The sequence below is a fragment of the Kitasatospora sp. NPDC034533 genome (assembly GCF_055575155.1).
Map to the genome: position 1 here is coordinate 136,177 of NZ_JBVITE010000004.1, position 17,609 is coordinate 153,785.

The following is a 17,609-nucleotide window of genomic DNA, read 5'->3' on the forward strand; positions in this document are numbered from 1 at the left end:
TCCACCCCTTCGCCCATCCGCAACTTCACCTACCTCCCTCCCCCCCCCCCCCTCCCCCCTCCCCCCCTCCCCCCCTCCCCCCCCCCCCCCCCCCCCCCCCCCCCCCCCCCCCCGGGAGCGGACTGCGGTCAGCGGGCGCCGAGGAGGTGTTCGAGGGCCAGCTGGTCCAGCTGCTCGAAGGCCATGCCGCGCCCGGCGGAGGCGTCCACGTCGAACTCCTCGAAGGCGGAGCGGTCCGCCAGCAGCCCGGCCAGGCCGTCCTGCGCGGTGGGGAGGGCGAGTTCGGGCAGCCGGGCGGCGGCGAGCGCGGCCCGCACCTCCGGGTCGGCCCGGAACGCGCGGGAGCGCTCGGCCAGCAGCAGGTAGTTGCGCATGCAGCCGGCCGCCGAGGCCCAGACGCCGTCGAAGTCCTCGGTGCGCGGCGGCTTGAAGTCGAAGTGCTTGGGGCCGTCGTAGCCGGCCGACTCCAGCAGGTCGACCAGCCAGAAGGCCTGCCGGAGGTCCCCCGCGCCGAAGCGGAAGTCCTGGTCGTACTTGATGCCGGACTGGCCGTTGAGGTCGATGTGGAACAGCTTGCCGTGCCACAGTGCCTGGGCGATGCCGTGCGGGAAGTTGAGCCCGGCCATCTGCTCGTGCCCCACCTCCGGGTTGACGCCGACCCGCTCGGGGCGCTCCAGCTCGTTGATGAACGCCAGGGCGTGGCCCACCGTGGGCAGCAGGATGTCGCCGCGCGGCTCGTTGGGCTTGGGCTCGATCGCGAACCGCAGGTCGTAGCCCTGCTGCTCGACGTACTCGCCCAGCAGGTCGAAGGCCTCCTTCAGCCGGTCCAGCGCGGTGCGCACGTCCTTCGCCGCGCCGGACTCGGCGCCCTCGCGGCCGCCCCAGGCGACGTAGACCGAGGCGCCGAGCTCCGCGGCCAGGTCGATGTTGCGGATCGTCTTGCGCAGCGCGTAGCGCCGCACGTCGCGGTCGTTGGCGGTGAAGGCGCCGTCCTTGAAGACGGGGTGGGTGAACAGGTTGGTGGTCGCCATCGGGACCTTCAGCCCGGCGGCGTCCAGCGCGGCGCGGAAGCGCTTGACGGTCGCCTCGCGGGTGGCCTCGTCCGCGCCGAAGGGGATCAGGTCGTCGTCGTGGAAGGTGACGCCGAAGGCGCCGAGTCCGGCCAGCCGCTGGACGGTCTCGACCGGGTCGAGGGCGGGGCGGGTGGCGTCGCCGAACGGGTCGCGTCCCTGCCAGCCGACGGTCCACAGGCCGAAGGTGAACTTGTGCGCGGGGGTGGGGGCGAGCGGGTCGCTGGACATGGTGCGGCTCCGTTTCCGTGCCGAGGGGGTGTTTGTCAGGGCTCTCAACAAATTAGTATGCCGGAACGTCAGAAGGAACCCCCTCACCGGAGGAACGCATGGCTGAGCAGCGTGTCGTGATCGGCTTCGACAGCTCGACCCAGTCCACCAAGGCCCTCGCCGTCGACATCGACACGGGCGCCGTCCTGGGCGAGGGCCGCGCCCCGCACACCGTCAGCGGGGGAGCCGGCCGGGAGAGCGATCCCGAGCAGTGGTGGCGGGCGTTCGAGGAGGCCGCCGTGCGGACCGGCTGGGCCGCCCGCGCGGCCGCCGTCTCGATCGCCGGCCAGCAGCACGGCCTGGTCACCCTGGACGCGGCCGGGGCGTCGGTCCGCCCCGCGCTGCTGTGGAACGACGTCCGCTCCGCCCCCCAGGCCGCCGGACTGCGGGCCGCGATCGGCCCGGCGGAGATCGCCCGCCGCACCGGCAGTCTGCCGACCGCCGCCTTCACGGCCTCGAAGTGGGCCTGGCTGCGCGCCACCGAGCCCGCCGCCGCCGACCGCGTCGCCGCCGTCCGCCTCCCGCACGACTTCCTCACCGAGCGGCTGACCGGGGAGGCGGTGACCGACCGCGGCGACGCCTCCGGGACGGGCTGGTGGGGGCCGGACGGCTACGACAAGGACGTCCTCGACCGCATCGGCCTCGACCCGGCCCTGCTGCCGCGGGTGCTCGGACCGGGCGCGCGGGCCGGCCTGGTGCGCCCGGGGACGGCGCTGCGCGCCGGGATGCCGGTGGCCGCCGGAACCGGCGACAACATGGCCGCCGCCCTCGGGCTCGGCCTGCGGCCCGGGCAGCCGGTGCTCAGCCTCGGCACCTCCGGGACGGTCTACGCCGTCGGCCGGCAGCGGCCGGTGGACCCGAGCGGGACGGTCGCCGGCTTCGCCGACGCCCTCGGCGGCTGGCTGCCGCTCGCCTGCACGCTCAACTGCACCCTCGCCGTCGACCGCTTCGCCGCCCTGCTCGGCCGCGACCGCGAGGAGGTCGAGGCCGGCGGCACCGCGGTGGTGCTGCCCTACCTGGACGGCGAGCGCACCCCGGACCTGCCCGGCGCCTCCGGTCTGATCCACGGGCTGCGCCACGACACCACGCCGGGGCAGCTGCTCCAGGCCGCGTACGACGGCGCCGCCCACGCCCTGCTCACCGCCCTCGGCGAGGTGCTGCGCGCGGGCGGTGAGGACCCGTCGGTCGAGGAGCCGCTGCTGCTGATCGGCGGCGGCGCCCGCGGCCGCGCCTGGCAGCGGACCGTCCTGCGGCTCTCCGGCCGGGCCGTCCGGGTGCCCGCCGCCCGGGAGCTGGTCGCGCTCGGCGCGGCCGCCCAGGCCGCCGCGCTGCTGACCGGCGAGCCCGCCGACGCGGTGGCCCGCCGCTGGCGCACCGCCGACGGCCCGCTGCTGGAGCCCGTGGCCCGGGACACGGACGCCCTCGAACGGATCAGCGGTACCCTGCGTCGGGCCGGGGCCTTGCAGGGCGCCCCGGCCGAGGACCGGTAGGAGGGGCGCGAGCGTGACCGTGGTCGGCAGAGCGAGGAACAGCCAGGGCGACGGGCCCGCGTCGCAGCAGGACTTGCGGCGGCGGAACCTCTCGGTGGTCCTCGGCGCGGTCGCCGCGCACGACCCGCTCGCCCGTCCGCTGTCCCGCGCGGACGTCGCCGTCCGCGTCGGCCTGACCAGGGCGGCCGTCTCCTCGCTGGTCGACGAGCTGATCGGGCGGGGTGCGCTGACCGAGGCGGAGACCGCCTCCGACGGACGGGTCGGCCGCCCCGGGCGCGCGCTGGCGGTGAGCGACGAGGGCCCGGCCGGCCTCGGTCTGGAGATCGGGGTCACGCACCTCGCCGCGTGCGTCGTGGACCTGCGCGGCGAACCCCGGGTGTGGCGCCGGGTGGAACGGGCGAACGCCGGCCGGCCGGTCGGGCAGGTGCTGGCGGAGACCGCCGAACTGGCCGCCGCGGCGGAGGCCGAGGCCCGCGGCCTCGGGCTGCGCGTCGAGGGCCGGGTCCTGGCCGTGCCCGGGGCGGTGGCGAACGAGCCGGTCGGACGGGTGGAGCGCGCGCCCAACCTCGGCTGGCGCACCGTCGGCGTCGCCGACCACTGGCCCGACCCGGACACCGTGCCCGAGCCGGAGAACGAGGCCAACCTCGGGGCCCTGGCCGAGTACTGGAACGCCGAGCAGGCCGCGGAGACCTTCGTGCACGTCTCCGCCGATGCCGGGATCGGTGCCGCCCTGGTGATCGACGGGCGGCTGTTCCGCGGCGCCCGCGGCTTCGCCGGCGAGCTCGGGCACGTCCCCGTCCACCCGGACGGCGTCCGGTGCGCCTGCGGCGGGCGCGGCTGCCTGGAGCAGTACGCGGGCCAGGCGGCCGTGCTGCGCGAGGCCGGTCTCGGGCAGGGCGGCCCGGGCCCGGCCGGTCCGGCGGAGGGCGGCGACCCGGTCGCCCTGCTGGCCGAGCGGGCGGGAGCCGGACACGTGCCGACCCTGGCGGCGCTGGACCGGGCCGGCCGGGCGCTGGGTCTCGCCCTCGCGTCCGCCGTCGACCTCATCGACCCGGACGGCCTGGTCCTCGGCGGCACCTACGCCGAACTGGCGGAGTGGCTGCTGCCGTCCGTCCGGGCCGAACTGGCCGACCGGATCACCGTCCGGCCCTGGGCGCCGGACGCGCTGCGGCCGTCCGCCCTGGGCCGGCGCGGTCCCGTGCTGGGCGCGGCGCAGACCACGGTCCGCCGCATCATGGCGGACCCCACCCTGCTCCCGGCGGGGTGACCCCGGGGCCGACGCGGGGTGCGGGGTGCGGGTCTCGGTCCATCGCACCATCAGGCGTCCGATGACTGCCGTGAGGCGGCTCGGCTGAGGGGAGCGCGGGCGAGCCCCGCCACGGGCGAACCGCGGCGGGGCTGTTTCCGGGGCCCGTCCGGCCCGAGGGCCATTGCTCAAGGACCGAGCCGGCGATCCACGGTCAGTAGCCGTAGATCATCTTGTACGCGACCTCGGGCAGGAACTGTCCGGCGGTCGACCCCGCGCCGACGCCGCAGTTGCCGTCGGACTCGCCGGGCACCTTGATCCACAGCAGCCCCTCGGCGCCGCCGCCCCAGGTCGACGCGGTGCCGATCCTGCGCCCGGCCGGGTTGCACCACTGGCCGTTGGACCCGTTGCCGTTGCGGCTGGTGTCGACGACGAACGGCTTGGTGAAGCCCTTCGTCGACTGCAGGGCCGCGTTGACCGCGTTGCCGTAGGCGAGGTTCTCCCCGGTGGTGAGGTAGTTCGACACGTTCAGCGAGAAGCCGTGGGCACCGGCCACCCCCGCCGCGGCCAGGTGCCGGGCCATCGTGTCGGCACTCAGCCAGGCCGGGTTGCCGGCGTCCAGGTAGACCCAGGCGTTCGGAGCCTTCGACGTGAACTGCGCGATGGCATCGGTCAGCAGCCCGTTGCGCTCCGCGACCTGGGCCGACGTCATGCAGCTCTCGTCGCCGAGCGAGTCGGGTTCGAGGACGACCACCGCCGGCCGGTTGCCGATGCCGCCGGCGAAGGCGGCGATCCAGGCCCGGTAGTCGGCGGCGCTGCCGGCCCCGCCGCCGGACTGCCCGGCGCAGATGTCGCGGTTGGGGATGTTGTACGCCACCAGGATCGGAGTCTTCCCGGCGGCGGCCGCCGCACTGGTGTAGGAGCCGGTCGCGGCCCCGATGGCGCCGCTCCAGTTGCCGAACCAGCGCCCCGTCGGCACGTTGGCGATCGACGCCTGGATCGCGGCGGCGCGGCCGTCGCCGGGGTTGGCGTTGACCCACCGCTGCGCGCTGGAGTCGGGGTCGGCATAGAACCCGTTGGCCGGCAGGCCGGGGGCGGTGGCGGGGTCGGCGGCGTGGGCGGACGCGGGGTGGAGCGCGAACAGGACGGCGGTCAGCGCGGGGGCCATGAGCAGGGACAGTCGGCGGCTCGATCGGCGCATCGGGGATTCCTCCGCTACGGGGTGGGGATGGGTGGGAGCTCCTGAACGGTGATGGTCGGGTGGAGGCGGCGGGTGTGGTCGAGCGGGCGCATCGGACCGGTGAGGCGCAGCCGCACGGTGAAGCGCGCGTCGGTGCTGGAGGCGGAGATCCGCAGCTCCAGCGCCCCGGGTTCGACGGTCCGCCGGCCGTCGCGCCCGGTGAAGGAGGCCAGGTCGGCCGGGAGGGCCAGCTCCACCCGGCAGCCGGCTCCGGCGTCCAGCGGGATCCGCTGGTAGCCGACCAGCCGCTGCACCGGCTGCACCACGGAGGCCACCGGGTCGTGCAGGTAGAACTGCACCACGTCGGTGCCCGTCCGCTCACCGGTGTTGCGCAGCTCGAAGGCGAGCCGGAACTCGCCGTCGGTGCCGGCCTCGGCCACGGCCACGTCGAGCCCGGACCACGCGAACTCGCTGTAGCCGAGGCCGTGGCCGAAACCGAAGGCGGGGGTCGGGTCGGCGCTGGAGACCTCGCCGGCCTGGGCCAGCCGCGCGGCCAGGTAGGTCGACGGCTGGACCCCGGGGTGCCCGGGCACGGAGACCGGCAGCCGGCCGGACGGGTTGACCCGCCCGCTGAGCACGCCCGCGAGCGCCCGGGTGCCCTCCTCGCCGGGGAAGAAGCACTGGACGATCGCCGCCGCCTCGGCGACCGCGCGCCCGAGTGCGTACGGCCGCCCCGCGAGCAGGGCGAGCACCACCGGTGTCCCGGCGTCCAGCAGGGCCTCCAGCAGCTCCCGCTGCCGGCCGGGCAGGTCGAGCGAGGCGGCGTCGCAGCCCTCGCCGCTGGTGCCACGGCCGAAGAGCCCGGCCCGGTCGCCGAGGACGAGCACCACGACGTCGGCCCACCGGGCGGTCCGCACCGCCTCGGCGATGCCGCCGGTGTCCTCGCCGTCGACCGTCACGCCGCGCACCGTGCGCAGCTCGCTGCCGGGGAACTCGGCCGCCAACGCCTCGCGCACGGTGGGCAGTTCGATGCCGAGCGGGGTCTTCGGGTGCTGGGTGCCGACGTGCACGGGGAAGGAGTAGCAGCCGAGCACGGCGGTGGGCTCGTCGGCGTTCGGGCCGATCAGCGCGATCCGGGCGGGCCCGGCCAACGGCAGCGCGCCGTCGTTGCGCAGCAGCACCACGGCCTGCTCGGCGATCTCGGCGGCGAGCGCGCGGTTGCCGGGCGGGTCGAGGTCGACCAGGCCGCGCAGCTCCTCGGGGTCGCCCGGGTCGGTGCCGGCGAGGGCGGCGGGCACCGGGCTCCAGTCCGGGTCCAGCAGCCCCAGCTGGATCTTCTGCACCAGGACGCGGCGCAGCGCCCGGTCGACCAGCTCCTCGGGCAGGGCGCCGGCCTCGACCGCGTCGAGCAGCGGCTGCCCGAAGGTCTTCACGGTCGGCAGTTCGACGTCGATGCCGCTGGTCAGGGCGAGCCGGGCGGCGTCGGTCCAGTCCTCGGCCACGCCGTGCAGGGCGTGCAGGAAGGCGATGCCGAAGTAGTCGGCGACGACCGTGCCGGTGAAGCCCCAGGTGTCCCGGAGCAGTCCGGTGAGCAGGGCCTCGTCGGCGGAGGAGGGGAGGCCGTCGGTGTCGGTGTAGGCGGGCATCACCGAGCGGGGCCTGCCCTCGCGGACGGTCATCTCGAAGGGCGGCAGGATGACGTCGGCGCGTTCGCGCGGGCCCATGGAGACGGGGGCGAGGTTGCGCCCGGCCCGGGAGGCCGAGTACCCGGCGAAGTGCTTGAGGGTGGCGACGATCCCGGCGGCCTCCAGACCCTGGACGTAGGCGGTGGCGACGGTGCCGACCAGGTACGGGTCCTCGCCGATGGTCTCCTCGACCCGACCCCAGCGGGCGTCGCGGACCACGTCGAGCACCGGCGCGAGGCCCTGGTGCACCCCGACGGACCGCAGGTCGCGCCCGATGGCGCCGGCCATCGTCCGGACGAGCTCCGGGTTGAAGGTGGCCCCCCACGACAGCGGTACGGGGTAGGCGGTGGCGCCCCAGGCGGCGAAGCCGGCCAGGCACTCCTCGTGGGCCAGCGCCGGGATGCCGAAGCGGTTGGCGGCGACGATCCGCTGCTGGCTGCGCAGCACCGAGAGCGCGCCGAGCGCCGGGTCGACCGGTGCGGTGCCGAACGGCCGGGTCAACTGCCCGAGCCCGTACGGCAGCAGGGTGTCCAGGTCGGGCGGCTCCTCCATCTCGTGCTGGTGCGGGGCGACTTCGTCGCCCGAGTCGCCGGCGCCCACCCAGACGCCGACCAGTTGGGCGGTCTTCTCCCGCAGGGTCATCGCGGCGATCAGGGCGTCCGCCCTGGCCTCCGGGGTGAGCGCGGTGTCCCGCCAGAGGGGCGCGGGCTCGGGGTCGCGGTGGTGGTTCACTTTCCTCCCACACCCATCAGGCCCTGGACCAGGGCGCGACGGGCGAACAGGTAGACGGCGAGTACGGGGAGCACGGACAGCACCACGGCACTGAGCAGCCCGGGCACGTCCACGCCGTGCTCGGTCTGGAACTCGTACAGGCCGAGGGTCATGACCTTGGTGGTGTCGGACTGGGTGAGGATCAGCGGGAAGAGGAAGCCGTTCCAGGCCTGGAGCGCGGCGAAGACCACGATCGAGGACAGGCCGCCCTTGGACAGCGGCAGGACCAGCTGCCGGAACACCCGGGCCGGGGAGGCGCCGTCCATCGTCATCGCCTCGTACAGCTCGGGCGTGATGTCGCGCATCGCACCGGTCAGTACCAGGGTGCAGACCGGCAGGCAGAAGGCGGCGGTCGGCAGGATGACCCCGATCAGGTGGTCGTACAGGCCGCTCTTGCTGATCAGGTAGAACATCGGCACGATCACCGCCTGGGCGGGGATCGCCAGGCCGAGCAGGAACATCCGGAACACCCAGCCGGTGGCCCGGCCGGGGGCGCGCACGATGGCGTAGGCGAGCGGCGGGACGACCAGCAGCACGATGGCGACCACGCTGACGGTGACGACCAGGGTGTTGAGGAAGTCCTGGCCGAAGCCGTTCGACAGGTCGGCCAGGTAGTTGTCCAGGGTCCACTGCGCCGGCGGATTCAGCGGGCCCTCGGTGGAGTAGTCGGCGCGGGTGCGGAAGGTGGCGATCAGCAGCACGTACAGCGGCAGGCCGACCAGCAGCAGCCACACCAGGGAGCCGAACCCGGCCAGGACGTTGGGGCGACGGCGCATCAGATGCCCTCCGCCGTACCGCGCATCCGGTCGTAGCCGGAGAGCCGGACCACCGCGAGCGAGATCAGGGTGGCGACCACGACGAGGACCAGGGCGATGGCCGAGCCCGCGCCGAAGTCGAAGCTCTTGAAGGCCTTCTGGTACATGTGGTAAGCGGTGACGGTGGTGTCGGTGCCGGGGCCGCCCTGGGTGAGGATCAGCACCGTGTCGAAGGTGGTCAGGCCTCCGACCACCATCAGGATCACCGAGGTGATGATCGTGTTGCGCAGCTGCGGCAGGGTGATGTGGAAGAACTGCCGCACCCGGCCGGCCCCGTCGACGGCCGCCGCCTGGTAGAGCACCTGCGGGATCGCCCGGGCGCCGCCCTGGTAGAGCAGCGCGTGCAGCGGGGTGAACTGCCACATGCCGACGAAGGTCAGCACCCCGATCGCGCCAGTGCGGCTGCCGAGCAGGTTGCCGTCGCCGAACAGCCAGGGGAGTTCGGCCGGCACGCCGAAGTTGGGGTCGAGCACGGCCCGCCAGACCACCGAGACGGCGGTCGCCGAGAGCAGCAGCGGCACGAAGTAGATCGCCGAGAGCACGGCCCGGTTGCGCTGCTGCCCGGCGGCCCAGACGCCGAGCAGGATGCTGACCGGCGTCTGCGTCACCACGCCGAGCGCGGTGAGCAGCAGGGTGGTCCAGACGGACTGGAGCATCACCGGGTCGTCGAGGAGGCCGGCCCAGTTGTCCAGGCCGTTGAAGCGCGGCTGGCCGATGCCGTCCCAGCTGGTGAAGGAGAGCACGACGACCAGCAGCAGCGGCACGATCGCGAACAGCAGGAAGAACACGCCCGCGGGCACCGCCCAGACGAAGCCCGGGCGGGTCGCCCCCGCACCGGAGCGCGTGCCGCGCGTCGTGGACCGGGTGGAGCGCGTCGTGGAGTGCGTGCCGCGCGTCATGAGGCCGGCAAGGCCTGCATGGCCTTGATGAAGCCGTCGGCGTCGATCCTGCCGTCGAAGAACTGCTGGACGGCGGTGTAGATCGGCGTCATGGCGCTCGGCGGGTAGGCCTGGTCCCAGGAGAGCTGGAACGAGGGCGCGGCCTTGACCAGCTCGTACTGGTCCTTGGAGTAGCCGGGGCTGGCCGAGAGGTGGAGGAAGTCGGCGGTGCCGGTGGTGGTCGGCAGGTTGCCGATGGCGAGCTGCGCCTTCACGAACTCCTCGGAGTACATCAGCTTGAGGAAGGCCGCGACGGCCTCCGGGTGCTTGGTCTTCTTCAGCACGGAGTAGAAGTTGTTGGTGTTGCCGACGACGTCCGCCGGGTCGCCCTTGCCGCCGGTGACGGCCGGGAAGGGCGAGTAGCCGAGGCCGGAGGCGGCGAACTCGGGGTTGGCGTCCTGCTGGGTGGAGTAGTACCAGGAGCCCATCAGCTCGAAGGCGGCCTTGCCCTTGGCGACCAGGGCGGGGGAGCCGCCGTCGGTGAACTTCACGGAGTCGGCGTTGTTGCCGAAGGCCCCGGCGTCGACCAGCTGCTTGAGGGCGGCCAGCGCCTTGCGGCTGTCCTCGCTCTCCCAGGCCGTCCGGTCGCCGCTCAGCGCGCGCTGGAACAGGCCGGGGCCGGCCACCCGATCGTAGAGGTACTCGAACCACATCAGGGCGGGCCACCGGTCGCCGCCGCCCAGGGCGATCGGGGTGATCCCCTTGGCCTTCAACGCCCTGGTGGCGTCGAGCAGTTCGTCCCAGGTCTTCGGCGGGGTGAGCCCGGCGTCGGCGAGCACCTTCTTGTTGTGGAACAGCAGTACCGGCTGGGTGCCGCGCATCGGCACGCCGTACGGCTTGCCGTCCACCACCGCGGAGTTGAACACCGAGGGCAGGAAGTTGTCCTTCAGCCCCGGGTCCTTGGCGATGAAGTCGTCCAGCGGGAGCAGCAGGTCCGCCTTGACGAAGGGCTGGATGGAGCCGCCGCCCCAGTTGAAGAACACGTCGGGGGCCCGCGGGGTGTTGATGACGGTCTGCAGCTTCTGCTGGTAGTCCGCGCCGGGTACGGTGTCGAGCACCGCCTTGACCTGGGAGGTCCGGTTGAAGGTCTCGACGATCTGCTTCTCGACCTTGTTGGCGGCGTCGCCGTAGACCAGGACGTGGATCGTCCCGGAGCCGGAGTCGGCGGAGGTGCCGCTGGACCCGCACGCAGCTGTCATCCCCAGGACGAGTGCGGTGGCCGCGGTGATCGCGGCGATTCTCGATCGCATACACTGCCTTCTATCGAATGTTTCGAGCGAGTTACCGAATGTTGTGGGAAACCTAGAGCCGTCCTGACCGCCCGTCAAGGGCTGCGACCAGGACCGGACCAACCCCGCGGCGGGCTAGCATCCCTGCCGTACGGTCACCCATGACGGAGTCCGCCCGGCCAGGGCAGTGCAGGAGGAACCCGTGACCAGAGCGGCGACGCTCGCCGAGATCGCGCAGGAGGCCGGGGTCTCCGCGCCGACGGTTTCGAAAGTCCTGAACGGCCGGGCCGATGTCGCCCCGGCCACCCGGGAGCGGGTGGAGGAGCTGCTGCACCGGCATGGCTACCGGCGGCGCGGTGGCGGCCGCCCGGCGAGCCCGCTGCTGGAGCTGGTCTTTCACGAGCTGGAGAGCGCCTGGGCGGTGGAGGTGATCCGCGGGGTGGAGAACGCAGTGCGCGAGGAGGGGCTGAGCATCGTGCTCTCCGAGTCCGCCGGCCGGCTCAGCCCCGGCCAGTCCTGGGTCGACGGGGTGCTCGCCCGCCGGCCGACCGGCGTGGTGCTGGTGCTGTCCGACCTGAACCGCGCCCAGCGGGACCAACTGGCCGGCCGTGGCATCCCGTTCGTGGTGATGGACCCGGCCGGCGACCCGGGCCAGGACGTGCCCGCCGTCGGCACCACCAACTGGGACGGCGGCCTCGCCGCCACCCGGCACCTGCTCGACCTCGGCCACCGCCGGATCGGCCTGATCGGCGGCCCGGCCCGGATGATGTGCAGCCGCGCCCGGGCCGACGGCTACCGGGCGGCGCTCGACATGGCGGGCATCCCGTACGACCCGGCCCTGGTCCGCGAGGGCGACTTCCACCACGAGTCCGGACGGCGGGTCGGCCTGGAGCTGCTGACCCTCCCGGACCGGCCGACCGCCGTGTTCGCCGGGAACGACCTGCAGGCGCTCGGACTGTACGAGGCCGCCCGTGAACTGGGGCTGCGCGTCCCGGAGGAGCTCAGCGTGGTCGGCTTCGACGACCTGCCGCTGGCCCGCTGGGTGGGCCCGCCGCTGACCACCGTGCGCCAGCCGCTGACCGAGATGGCCGAGACCGCGGCCCGGCTGGTGATCGACCTCGCCCGCGGGGTGCGGCCCGGCACGCTGCGGGTGGACCTGGCCACCAGCCTGGTCGAGCGCAGCAGCACCGCCCCGCCCGCGAACGGTTGACGGCGCGTCGGACGGGCCCTAGGGTCCCCGAAGGATCGGCGAGATGTCCGAAACTTTCGAGTCCTCTTGGCCGGTCCGCAGCTCGCTGTGCCGTGCGCCGGCGCGCTGCCCCATGCCCACCTGCCCCACCGCACGTCCAGCTCTTCGCCACCCCGACAGAGAAAAGGACCACGCCGGTGTCATTGCGTTCGTTCCGCATCCCCCGTCCGAGGCGTTCCCGCCGCGTCGCCGGCGCCCTCGCCGTCACCGCCGCGGCCGCCCTGGCGTCCACCGCGACCCTGCTGCCGGCCGGCCAGGCCGGCGCGGCGGGGGCCACCCTGCGCTCGCTCGCCGAGGCGCAGGGGATCTACTTCGGTACCGCCATCACCCAGGGCGACCTGAACAACTCCGCCCTCACCGCCGTCGCGGGCAGCGAGTTCGGCATGCTCACCCCCGCCAACGAGATGAAGTGGGACACCATCGAGCCCTCGCGGGGCAGCTTCAACTACGGCCCCGCCGACCGGCTCGTCTCCTTCGCGCAGTCCCACTCGATGCGGCTGCGCGGCCACACCCTGGTCTGGCACAACCAGCTGCCGTCCTGGGTGAACGCCCTTCCCGGCAACCAGGTGCAGGCCGCGATGCGCGACCACATCACCAACGAGGTGGGCCACTACAAGGGCAAGCTCTACGCCTGGGACGTGGTGAACGAGATGTTCGAGGAGAACGGCAGCTTCCGCGCCGACGCCTTCTACAACGCGATGGGCACGGGCTTCGTCGCCGACGCGCTGCGCACGGCCCGCGCCGCCGACCCGAACGTCAAGCTGTACCTGAACGACTACAACATCGAGGGCCTGAACGCCAAGAGCGACGCCATGTACAACCTGGTGAAGTCGCTCAAGAGCCAGGGCGTCCCGATCGACGGCGTCGGCTTCCAGGCGCACTTCATCGTCGGCCAGGTCCCCTCGTCCCTGAAGGCCAATCTGGAGCGGTTCACCGCCCTCGGCGTCGAGGTCGCCATCACCGAGCTGGACGACCGCACGCAGCTCCCCGCGACCAGCGCCGCCCTGGTGCAGCAGGGGCGCGACTACGCCTCGGTGATCAGCACCTGCCTGGCCGTGCGCGGCTGCGTGGGCGTCACCCAGTGGGGCGTCGGCGACCGCGACTCGTGGATCCCCGGGACCTTCCCCGGCTACGGCGCTGCCACCCTGTACGACGACAACTACCAGGCGAAGCCCGCCTACGCCGCCTCGGCCGCCGCCCTCGGCAGCGGGGCTGCCACGCCCACGCCGACCCCGTCCACCCCGGGCCCCACGCCCACCTCCACGCCGTCCACCCCGGCCCCCGCCGTCTCCTGCACGGTGACCGGATCGGTCAGCAGCTGGGACACCGGTCTGGTCGAGAACCTCACCGTCACCAACACCGGCTCCACCGCCGTCAACGGCTGGAAGCTGGCCTTCGACCTGCCGGCCGGCCAGACCGTCACCTCCGCCTGGAGCGCCGTGATCGATCAGTCGGCCGGCCGGGTCACCGCCGGGAACGTCGAGTACAACAGGACGATCGTCCCCGGGGCGTCGGCCTCCTTCGGCTTCCAGGCCACCCACACCGGTGACGTCGCGCTGGCCACGGGCTTCAGCCTCGACGGCACCCCCTGCACGACCGCCTGACGCCGCCAGCCGCCAGTCGCCAGCCGCCAGGCCCTGTCCGGCGATCCGCCCGGACAGGGTCTCGGTGGGTACCACCGGCGGCCTGCCGCGGGCCGCGCTACCGCGGGTCGATGGTCTGCACACACCAGCTCGTGTTGCCGCCGGTGTGTGCCGGGCGCCCCAGCCCTGGGTGAGCTGGGCGACCAGCATCAGGCCCCGGCCGCCCTCGTCGGAGGCGCGGGCCCGGCGCGGGTGGGGCGTGGTCTCGCTGGCGTCGGAGACCTCGCAGGTCAGCGTGGTGTCGCAGATCAGCGTGGTGTCGCGGATCAGCCGCAGCCTGATCGGTGGCCCGCCGTACTCGACGGCGTTGGTGACCAGCTCGCCGACCACCAGTTCGGTGACGAAGGCCGGCTCCTCCAGGCCCCAGGCGGCCAACCGCTCGGCGGCGAACCGCCGGGCGTGCGGGACCTGCGAGACGTCGGGCCCGCCGTGCCAGCCACGACACCGAGCACGGCGCCGCGCGCCGGCAGCGGCACGGTGATCGCCGCGTCGGCCGGTCTGACGCGGTCGACGAACGCGTGCCCGCAGCTGTTCTCACCGATCTCGCCCGACACGAGTGGGAGGCGTGCGGCGACCGGAGCCAGGGTGGAGGTCCAGCAGGTCTCGCTGGCACAGGAGTTGAACCAGCGGCCTCGCCCTCCGAAGGTTTCATCGACCCAGTGCTCGACACCCGGACGTAGACGGAGTCGTTTCCCGGCGCGACCTCTTCGTCCGTAGCGGCCGCATCCGCTCACCTGCCGGGCCCGGCCGATCGGCCGGGCCCGGCAGGTGAGCGGATGCGGCGGCGGCGATTCCCCGGTCGCCGCCGTACGCCCGTGCGACGGGCCAGCCGAGGAGACCTCCTCCGGCACGTTCGGCTCGGGCCTGCCGGTCACACGTTCGGCGATGCCCGCACTGCCGTGCGGCGGTAGTGCCGGGCTCGTACGCCGAGCACGGTCGCCGCATCGAGGCCGGGGACGTCAGCGCGGACAGCACTGGCCCGAAGGCCCGCGCCGACGGGACCGGAGCGGTCGCCGCGACGTCGGCGGGGACGGGCCGGCGTCAGGTGGTGGTGCGTTCGTTCACACAGAGGATGTTTCCTTCACTGTCCTTGAACCAAGCAGCGCGCATGCCCTCGGCCTCGGCAACGCCGTTGACCGTCCTCAGGCCGGGGAAGTCGTAGTCCTCGAACGTGATGCCACGGTTGCGTAGAGCTGTCATCTCGGCGTCGAGGTCGGTGACCTTGAAGCTGGCCAGCGTGTGGGCGGCCTGGCCGCCGCTGGGTGTCTCGTAGATGCCGAACTCGGTGCCGCCGCACTGGAAGGTGAGCTCCTGCGGGCTCTCCCCGATGAGCTTGAGGCCGAGGGTGTCGGTGTAGAACGCCTTCGCGCGGGCCAGATCGGCAGCCGGGATGATGGCTACCAGGGGTGCGTCTCCAAGCATGTCCATCGCCTCCTACCACCAGGCTAGGTACGTCGGCGCTGGGCCGCCCAGGGAGGCCGTGGGCCGGACCGGCGGGGCGCGAAGGCGGGCTGCCGCACGGTGCGGTCGCACGCGGACCGACGGCGGCTGCGCAGTGCTGATCGGCCCTCACGATGGGTGTGGATCGGATCGAGCGTCACCCGGCGGACGCTGCGGGCCGTGTGCGGCGGGTTGCCCGGAGTCATGAGGGTGCCAACCTCCAGAGCGAGGTAACCTCGGCGGCACGGGCGGCGCGGAGGAGGGGCTCGGCCCGCTCGGGCGCGGTGGCCCGGGGGTGGCGGGGGACCGTGTCGAGCCGGCCGGTGACGCGCAGCCCGGCTCCGGAGACGGCGCCGAGCAGGTCGGCGCGGGACCGCAGGCCGAGGCGTTCGGCGAGGTCGGAGAGGACGAGCCAGCCCTCGCCGCCAGGCAGCAGACGGTCGGCCAAGCCGTCGAGGAAGCCGTGCAGCATCCGGCTGTCCCGGTCGTAGACGCCCTCGTCGAGGGTGGAGCTCGGCCGTCCCGGCAGCCACGGGGGATTGCAGACGACCAGCGCGGCCCGGCCGGGGCCGGGCGGGTAGAGGCCGGTGCCTGCGGTCTCGATGCGGCCGGCGAGACCGAGGCGGCGGGCGTTGTCGCGGGCGCAGGCGAGGGCACGTGGGTTGGCGTCGGTGACCAGGACCTCGCGCAGGCCGCGCCGGGCGAGCAGCGCGGCGAGCACCCCGGTGCCGGTGCCGAGGTCGTAGGCGGTCGGGTGGGTACGGGCGGCCGACGGCAGCGGCGCCCGGGCGACGAGGTCGACGTACTCGCCGCGGACGGGCGGGAAGACCCCGTAGTGCGGGTGGATGCGGGCGCCGAGGGCCGGGACCTCGACGCCCCTGATGCGCCACTGGTGCGCGCCGATCACACCGAGGAGTTCGCGCAGGGACACGATTCTGTTGTCAAGGAGCGGTCCGTAGGCCGCCGAGCAGGCCTCGCGGACATCGGGCGCCCGGTGGAGCGGGACGCGGTGACCCGCGTCGAGCGGTACCAGCAGCAGGCCGAGGACACGCGCCAGGCGGGCGCGCTCCTGTCGGTGCTGTCGGAATGCCTCGGCCGGGGAGGCGGGCGTACGTCGGGGTCGGCGCCGCTCGGCGCGGCGGCGCATGGCGTGCAGGAGTCGGAGCGCGCCGGGGTAGTCGCCCTGCCAGAGCAGGGCGGTGCCCTCACAGGCCAGCCGGTAGGCGGCCTCGGCGCGAAGGGTGTCGTCGGCGGCGATCAGGCGGCGCGGTGGAGGCGTGCCGTTCTCGCTGTGCCAGGGTGCGCGCAGGGCGGAGCTGGTGGGCAGGGTGGCAATGCTGGGCCGATGCGTGTCGGACACCGGGGCTCCTCGTGGTCGAGCGTGCAGGGGGCACGAAGAGCACTTCGACGAGGAGGTGACCAGCGGGCGCGTCGGGTGGTGGCGCCGCCGGGACGGCGGGCGCGGGCGTCAGGCCGGGTGCGGCTCACGCGTCGAAGCGCGAGCCGGGGTGTCACCGAGTACGAGGCCCGGCACGACGGCGAGTCGTATGCCACTGATCATCTGCGGGCCTCCTTTCCTAACCTGCTGGTCCTGCGCGGTTGTTCGTACGCTTTCACACTGCGTGGCCGGTTGGCAACCGATTTATCACCGCCCTCCTGGCCAGCCGTGCGGCACGCGCTCCAGCACTCCCGCGCCGAACAGCTCGTAGAGCGGCAGGGTCTCCAGGTGGACGTAGCCGATGTGGCAGTCGCAGACCGGCAACGGGCAGGTGCGCGACCGGAGTCGGGAGCGGTAGCTGCCGTCGTAGAGGTTGCCGAGGACGTCCCGGACGAAGTGGCAGCGGCGTACGGTGCCGTCGCCGTCCACCGACAGTACGGACTCGCCGGTGCGGCACGGCAGCCCGGCGCTGGGGTGGGCATGCCGGCTGTAGCCGAAGTGGGGGTCGACGGCGGTCCACTGGTCGGCTTCGGCGTCGGTGTAGCGGAGGCCCTCGGCGGCATTGACCCAGAGGTAGACGCCCTCGCTGAGCTCGGCTCGCAGCCGGCGGGCCTCGGTGAGGTGCTCGGGCCTGCCGACCACCCCGACGCTGTAGCGCACGCCGAGTGCGTCCAGCTCGCGGCACTTGGCGAGGAAGCGGTCGCGGGTGACCTGGCCGGGGTGGAACGTCACCCAGAGGGCGAGGGTGTCGAGGTCCGCCTCGGCGAGCCAGCCGGTGCGGCAGCTGAGGTTGGTCTGGATCGCCACGCGACGGACGTGCGGCAGGTGGCTGAGATCGACCAGCGCGCGGCGGTACCAGGAGCGCACCAGCCCCTCCCCCCAGGGGGTGAACAGCAGCGACAGGGTGTCGCCGGTGCCCGCGCGCTCGGCGGCCCAGCCGGTGAAGCGCGCCAACGCGGCGCGGTCGGCCCGTAGTTGATCGGGGCTGTCACGCCGCTTGGCGAACGGGCAGTACGGACAGTCGTAGTCGCAGGAGGCGAGCGGACCGCGGTAGAGCAGGGTGAGGTCCCGCGCGCCCCCCTCGGGTGACGTCGAGGGCGCGGGTGAGAGCGCGAGGCCGGGCACGGGGGACGGAGAGGGCATGC

13 protein-coding genes and 2 pseudogenes are annotated in these 17,609 nt (G+C 73.8%); 4 read left to right on the forward strand and 11 right to left on the reverse strand.

The window, feature by feature from the left end:
* Positions 1–128: 128 nt before the first annotated feature.
* Positions 129–1,301: a xylose isomerase gene (xylA, locus tag ACZ55U_RS04860; RefSeq protein WP_465522465.1), complete on the reverse strand. Its 1,173-nt coding sequence runs from the start codon at positions 1,299–1,301 to the stop codon at positions 129–131.
* 98 nt (positions 1,302–1,399) lie between these two features.
* On the opposite strand from xylA, the gene xylB reads away from it, so the two are divergent.
* Positions 1,400–2,830, forward strand: a complete 1,431-nt coding sequence (xylB, locus tag ACZ55U_RS04865) for a xylulokinase (RefSeq protein ID WP_465522467.1) — start codon at positions 1,400–1,402, stop codon at positions 2,828–2,830.
* Positions 2,831–2,843: 13 nt separating this feature from the next.
* Entirely contained in the window at positions 2,844–4,097 is a 1,254-nt protein-coding gene (locus tag ACZ55U_RS04870; protein ID WP_465522469.1) for an ROK family transcriptional regulator, read from the forward strand.
* A 193-nt stretch (positions 4,098–4,290) separates the two neighbouring features.
* Here ACZ55U_RS04870 and ACZ55U_RS04875 read toward each other — a convergent pair whose 3' ends face one another.
* The 5 genes from ACZ55U_RS04875 to ACZ55U_RS04895 all read right to left on the reverse strand — a co-directional run bounded on the left by ACZ55U_RS04875 (position 4,291) and on the right by ACZ55U_RS04895 (position 10,715).
* Positions 4,291–5,277, reverse strand: a complete 987-nt coding sequence (locus ACZ55U_RS04875; RefSeq protein ID WP_465522471.1) for a glycoside hydrolase family 6 protein — start codon at positions 5,275–5,277, stop codon at positions 4,291–4,293.
* A gap of 14 nt (positions 5,278–5,291) precedes the next feature.
* Positions 5,292–7,583, reverse strand: coding sequence for a beta-xylosidase/alpha-l-arabinosidase (locus tag ACZ55U_RS04880; RefSeq protein ID WP_465522621.1), 2,292 nt, complete (start codon positions 7,581–7,583; stop codon positions 5,292–5,294).
* A gap of 86 nt (positions 7,584–7,669) precedes the next feature.
* Entirely contained in the window at positions 7,670–8,488 is an 819-nt protein-coding gene (locus ACZ55U_RS04885; protein ID WP_465522473.1) for a carbohydrate ABC transporter permease, read from the reverse strand.
* Complete coding sequence (locus ACZ55U_RS04890; protein ID WP_465522475.1) at positions 8,488–9,426, reverse strand: carbohydrate ABC transporter permease; 939 nt, start codon at positions 9,424–9,426, stop codon at positions 8,488–8,490. Before ACZ55U_RS04890 ends, ACZ55U_RS04885 begins: the two co-directional genes overlap by 1 nt.
* On the reverse strand, positions 9,423–10,715 hold the full coding sequence (locus ACZ55U_RS04895) for an ABC transporter substrate-binding protein (protein WP_465522477.1): 1,293 nt from the start codon (positions 10,713–10,715) through the stop codon (positions 9,423–9,425). The genes ACZ55U_RS04890 and ACZ55U_RS04895 overlap by 4 nt, the downstream gene beginning before the upstream one ends.
* 181 nt (positions 10,716–10,896) lie before the next feature.
* On the opposite strand from ACZ55U_RS04895, the gene ACZ55U_RS04900 reads away from it, so the two are divergent.
* A complete protein-coding gene (locus ACZ55U_RS04900) occupies positions 10,897–11,904 on the forward strand; it encodes a LacI family DNA-binding transcriptional regulator (protein WP_380460881.1) in 1,008 nt (335 codons plus the stop codon).
* A 176-nt stretch (positions 11,905–12,080) separates the two neighbouring features.
* A complete protein-coding gene (locus ACZ55U_RS04905) occupies positions 12,081–13,547 on the forward strand; it encodes a glycoside hydrolase family 10 protein (RefSeq protein WP_465522479.1) in 1,467 nt (488 codons plus the stop codon).
* 97 nt (positions 13,548–13,644) lie between these two features.
* On the opposite strand, the pseudogene ACZ55U_RS04910 reads toward ACZ55U_RS04905, so the two are convergent.
* The 5 genes and pseudogenes from ACZ55U_RS04910 to ACZ55U_RS04930 form a co-directional block, all read right to left on the reverse strand.
* Positions 13,645–14,078, reverse strand: a pseudogene (locus ACZ55U_RS04910) (ATP-binding protein); the annotation flags it as partial.
* Positions 14,079–14,086: 8 nt separating this feature from the next.
* Positions 14,087–14,209, reverse strand: a pseudogene (locus tag ACZ55U_RS04915) (glycoside hydrolase family 5 protein); the annotation flags it as partial.
* A 418-nt stretch (positions 14,210–14,627) separates the two neighbouring features.
* Positions 14,628–15,014 (reverse strand): VOC family protein, encoded by a 387-nt coding sequence (locus tag ACZ55U_RS04920; RefSeq protein ID WP_465522481.1) that lies wholly within the window; start codon positions 15,012–15,014, stop codon positions 14,628–14,630.
* Positions 15,015–15,228: 214 nt separating this feature from the next.
* On the reverse strand, positions 15,229–16,386 hold the full coding sequence (locus ACZ55U_RS04925) for a methyltransferase (protein ID WP_465522483.1): 1,158 nt from the start codon (positions 16,384–16,386) through the stop codon (positions 15,229–15,231).
* Between the two features lie 285 nt (positions 16,387–16,671).
* A complete protein-coding gene (locus tag ACZ55U_RS04930) occupies positions 16,672–17,607 on the reverse strand; it encodes an STM4011 family radical SAM protein (protein ID WP_465522485.1) in 936 nt (311 codons plus the stop codon).
* Positions 17,608–17,609 lie beyond the last annotated feature (2 nt).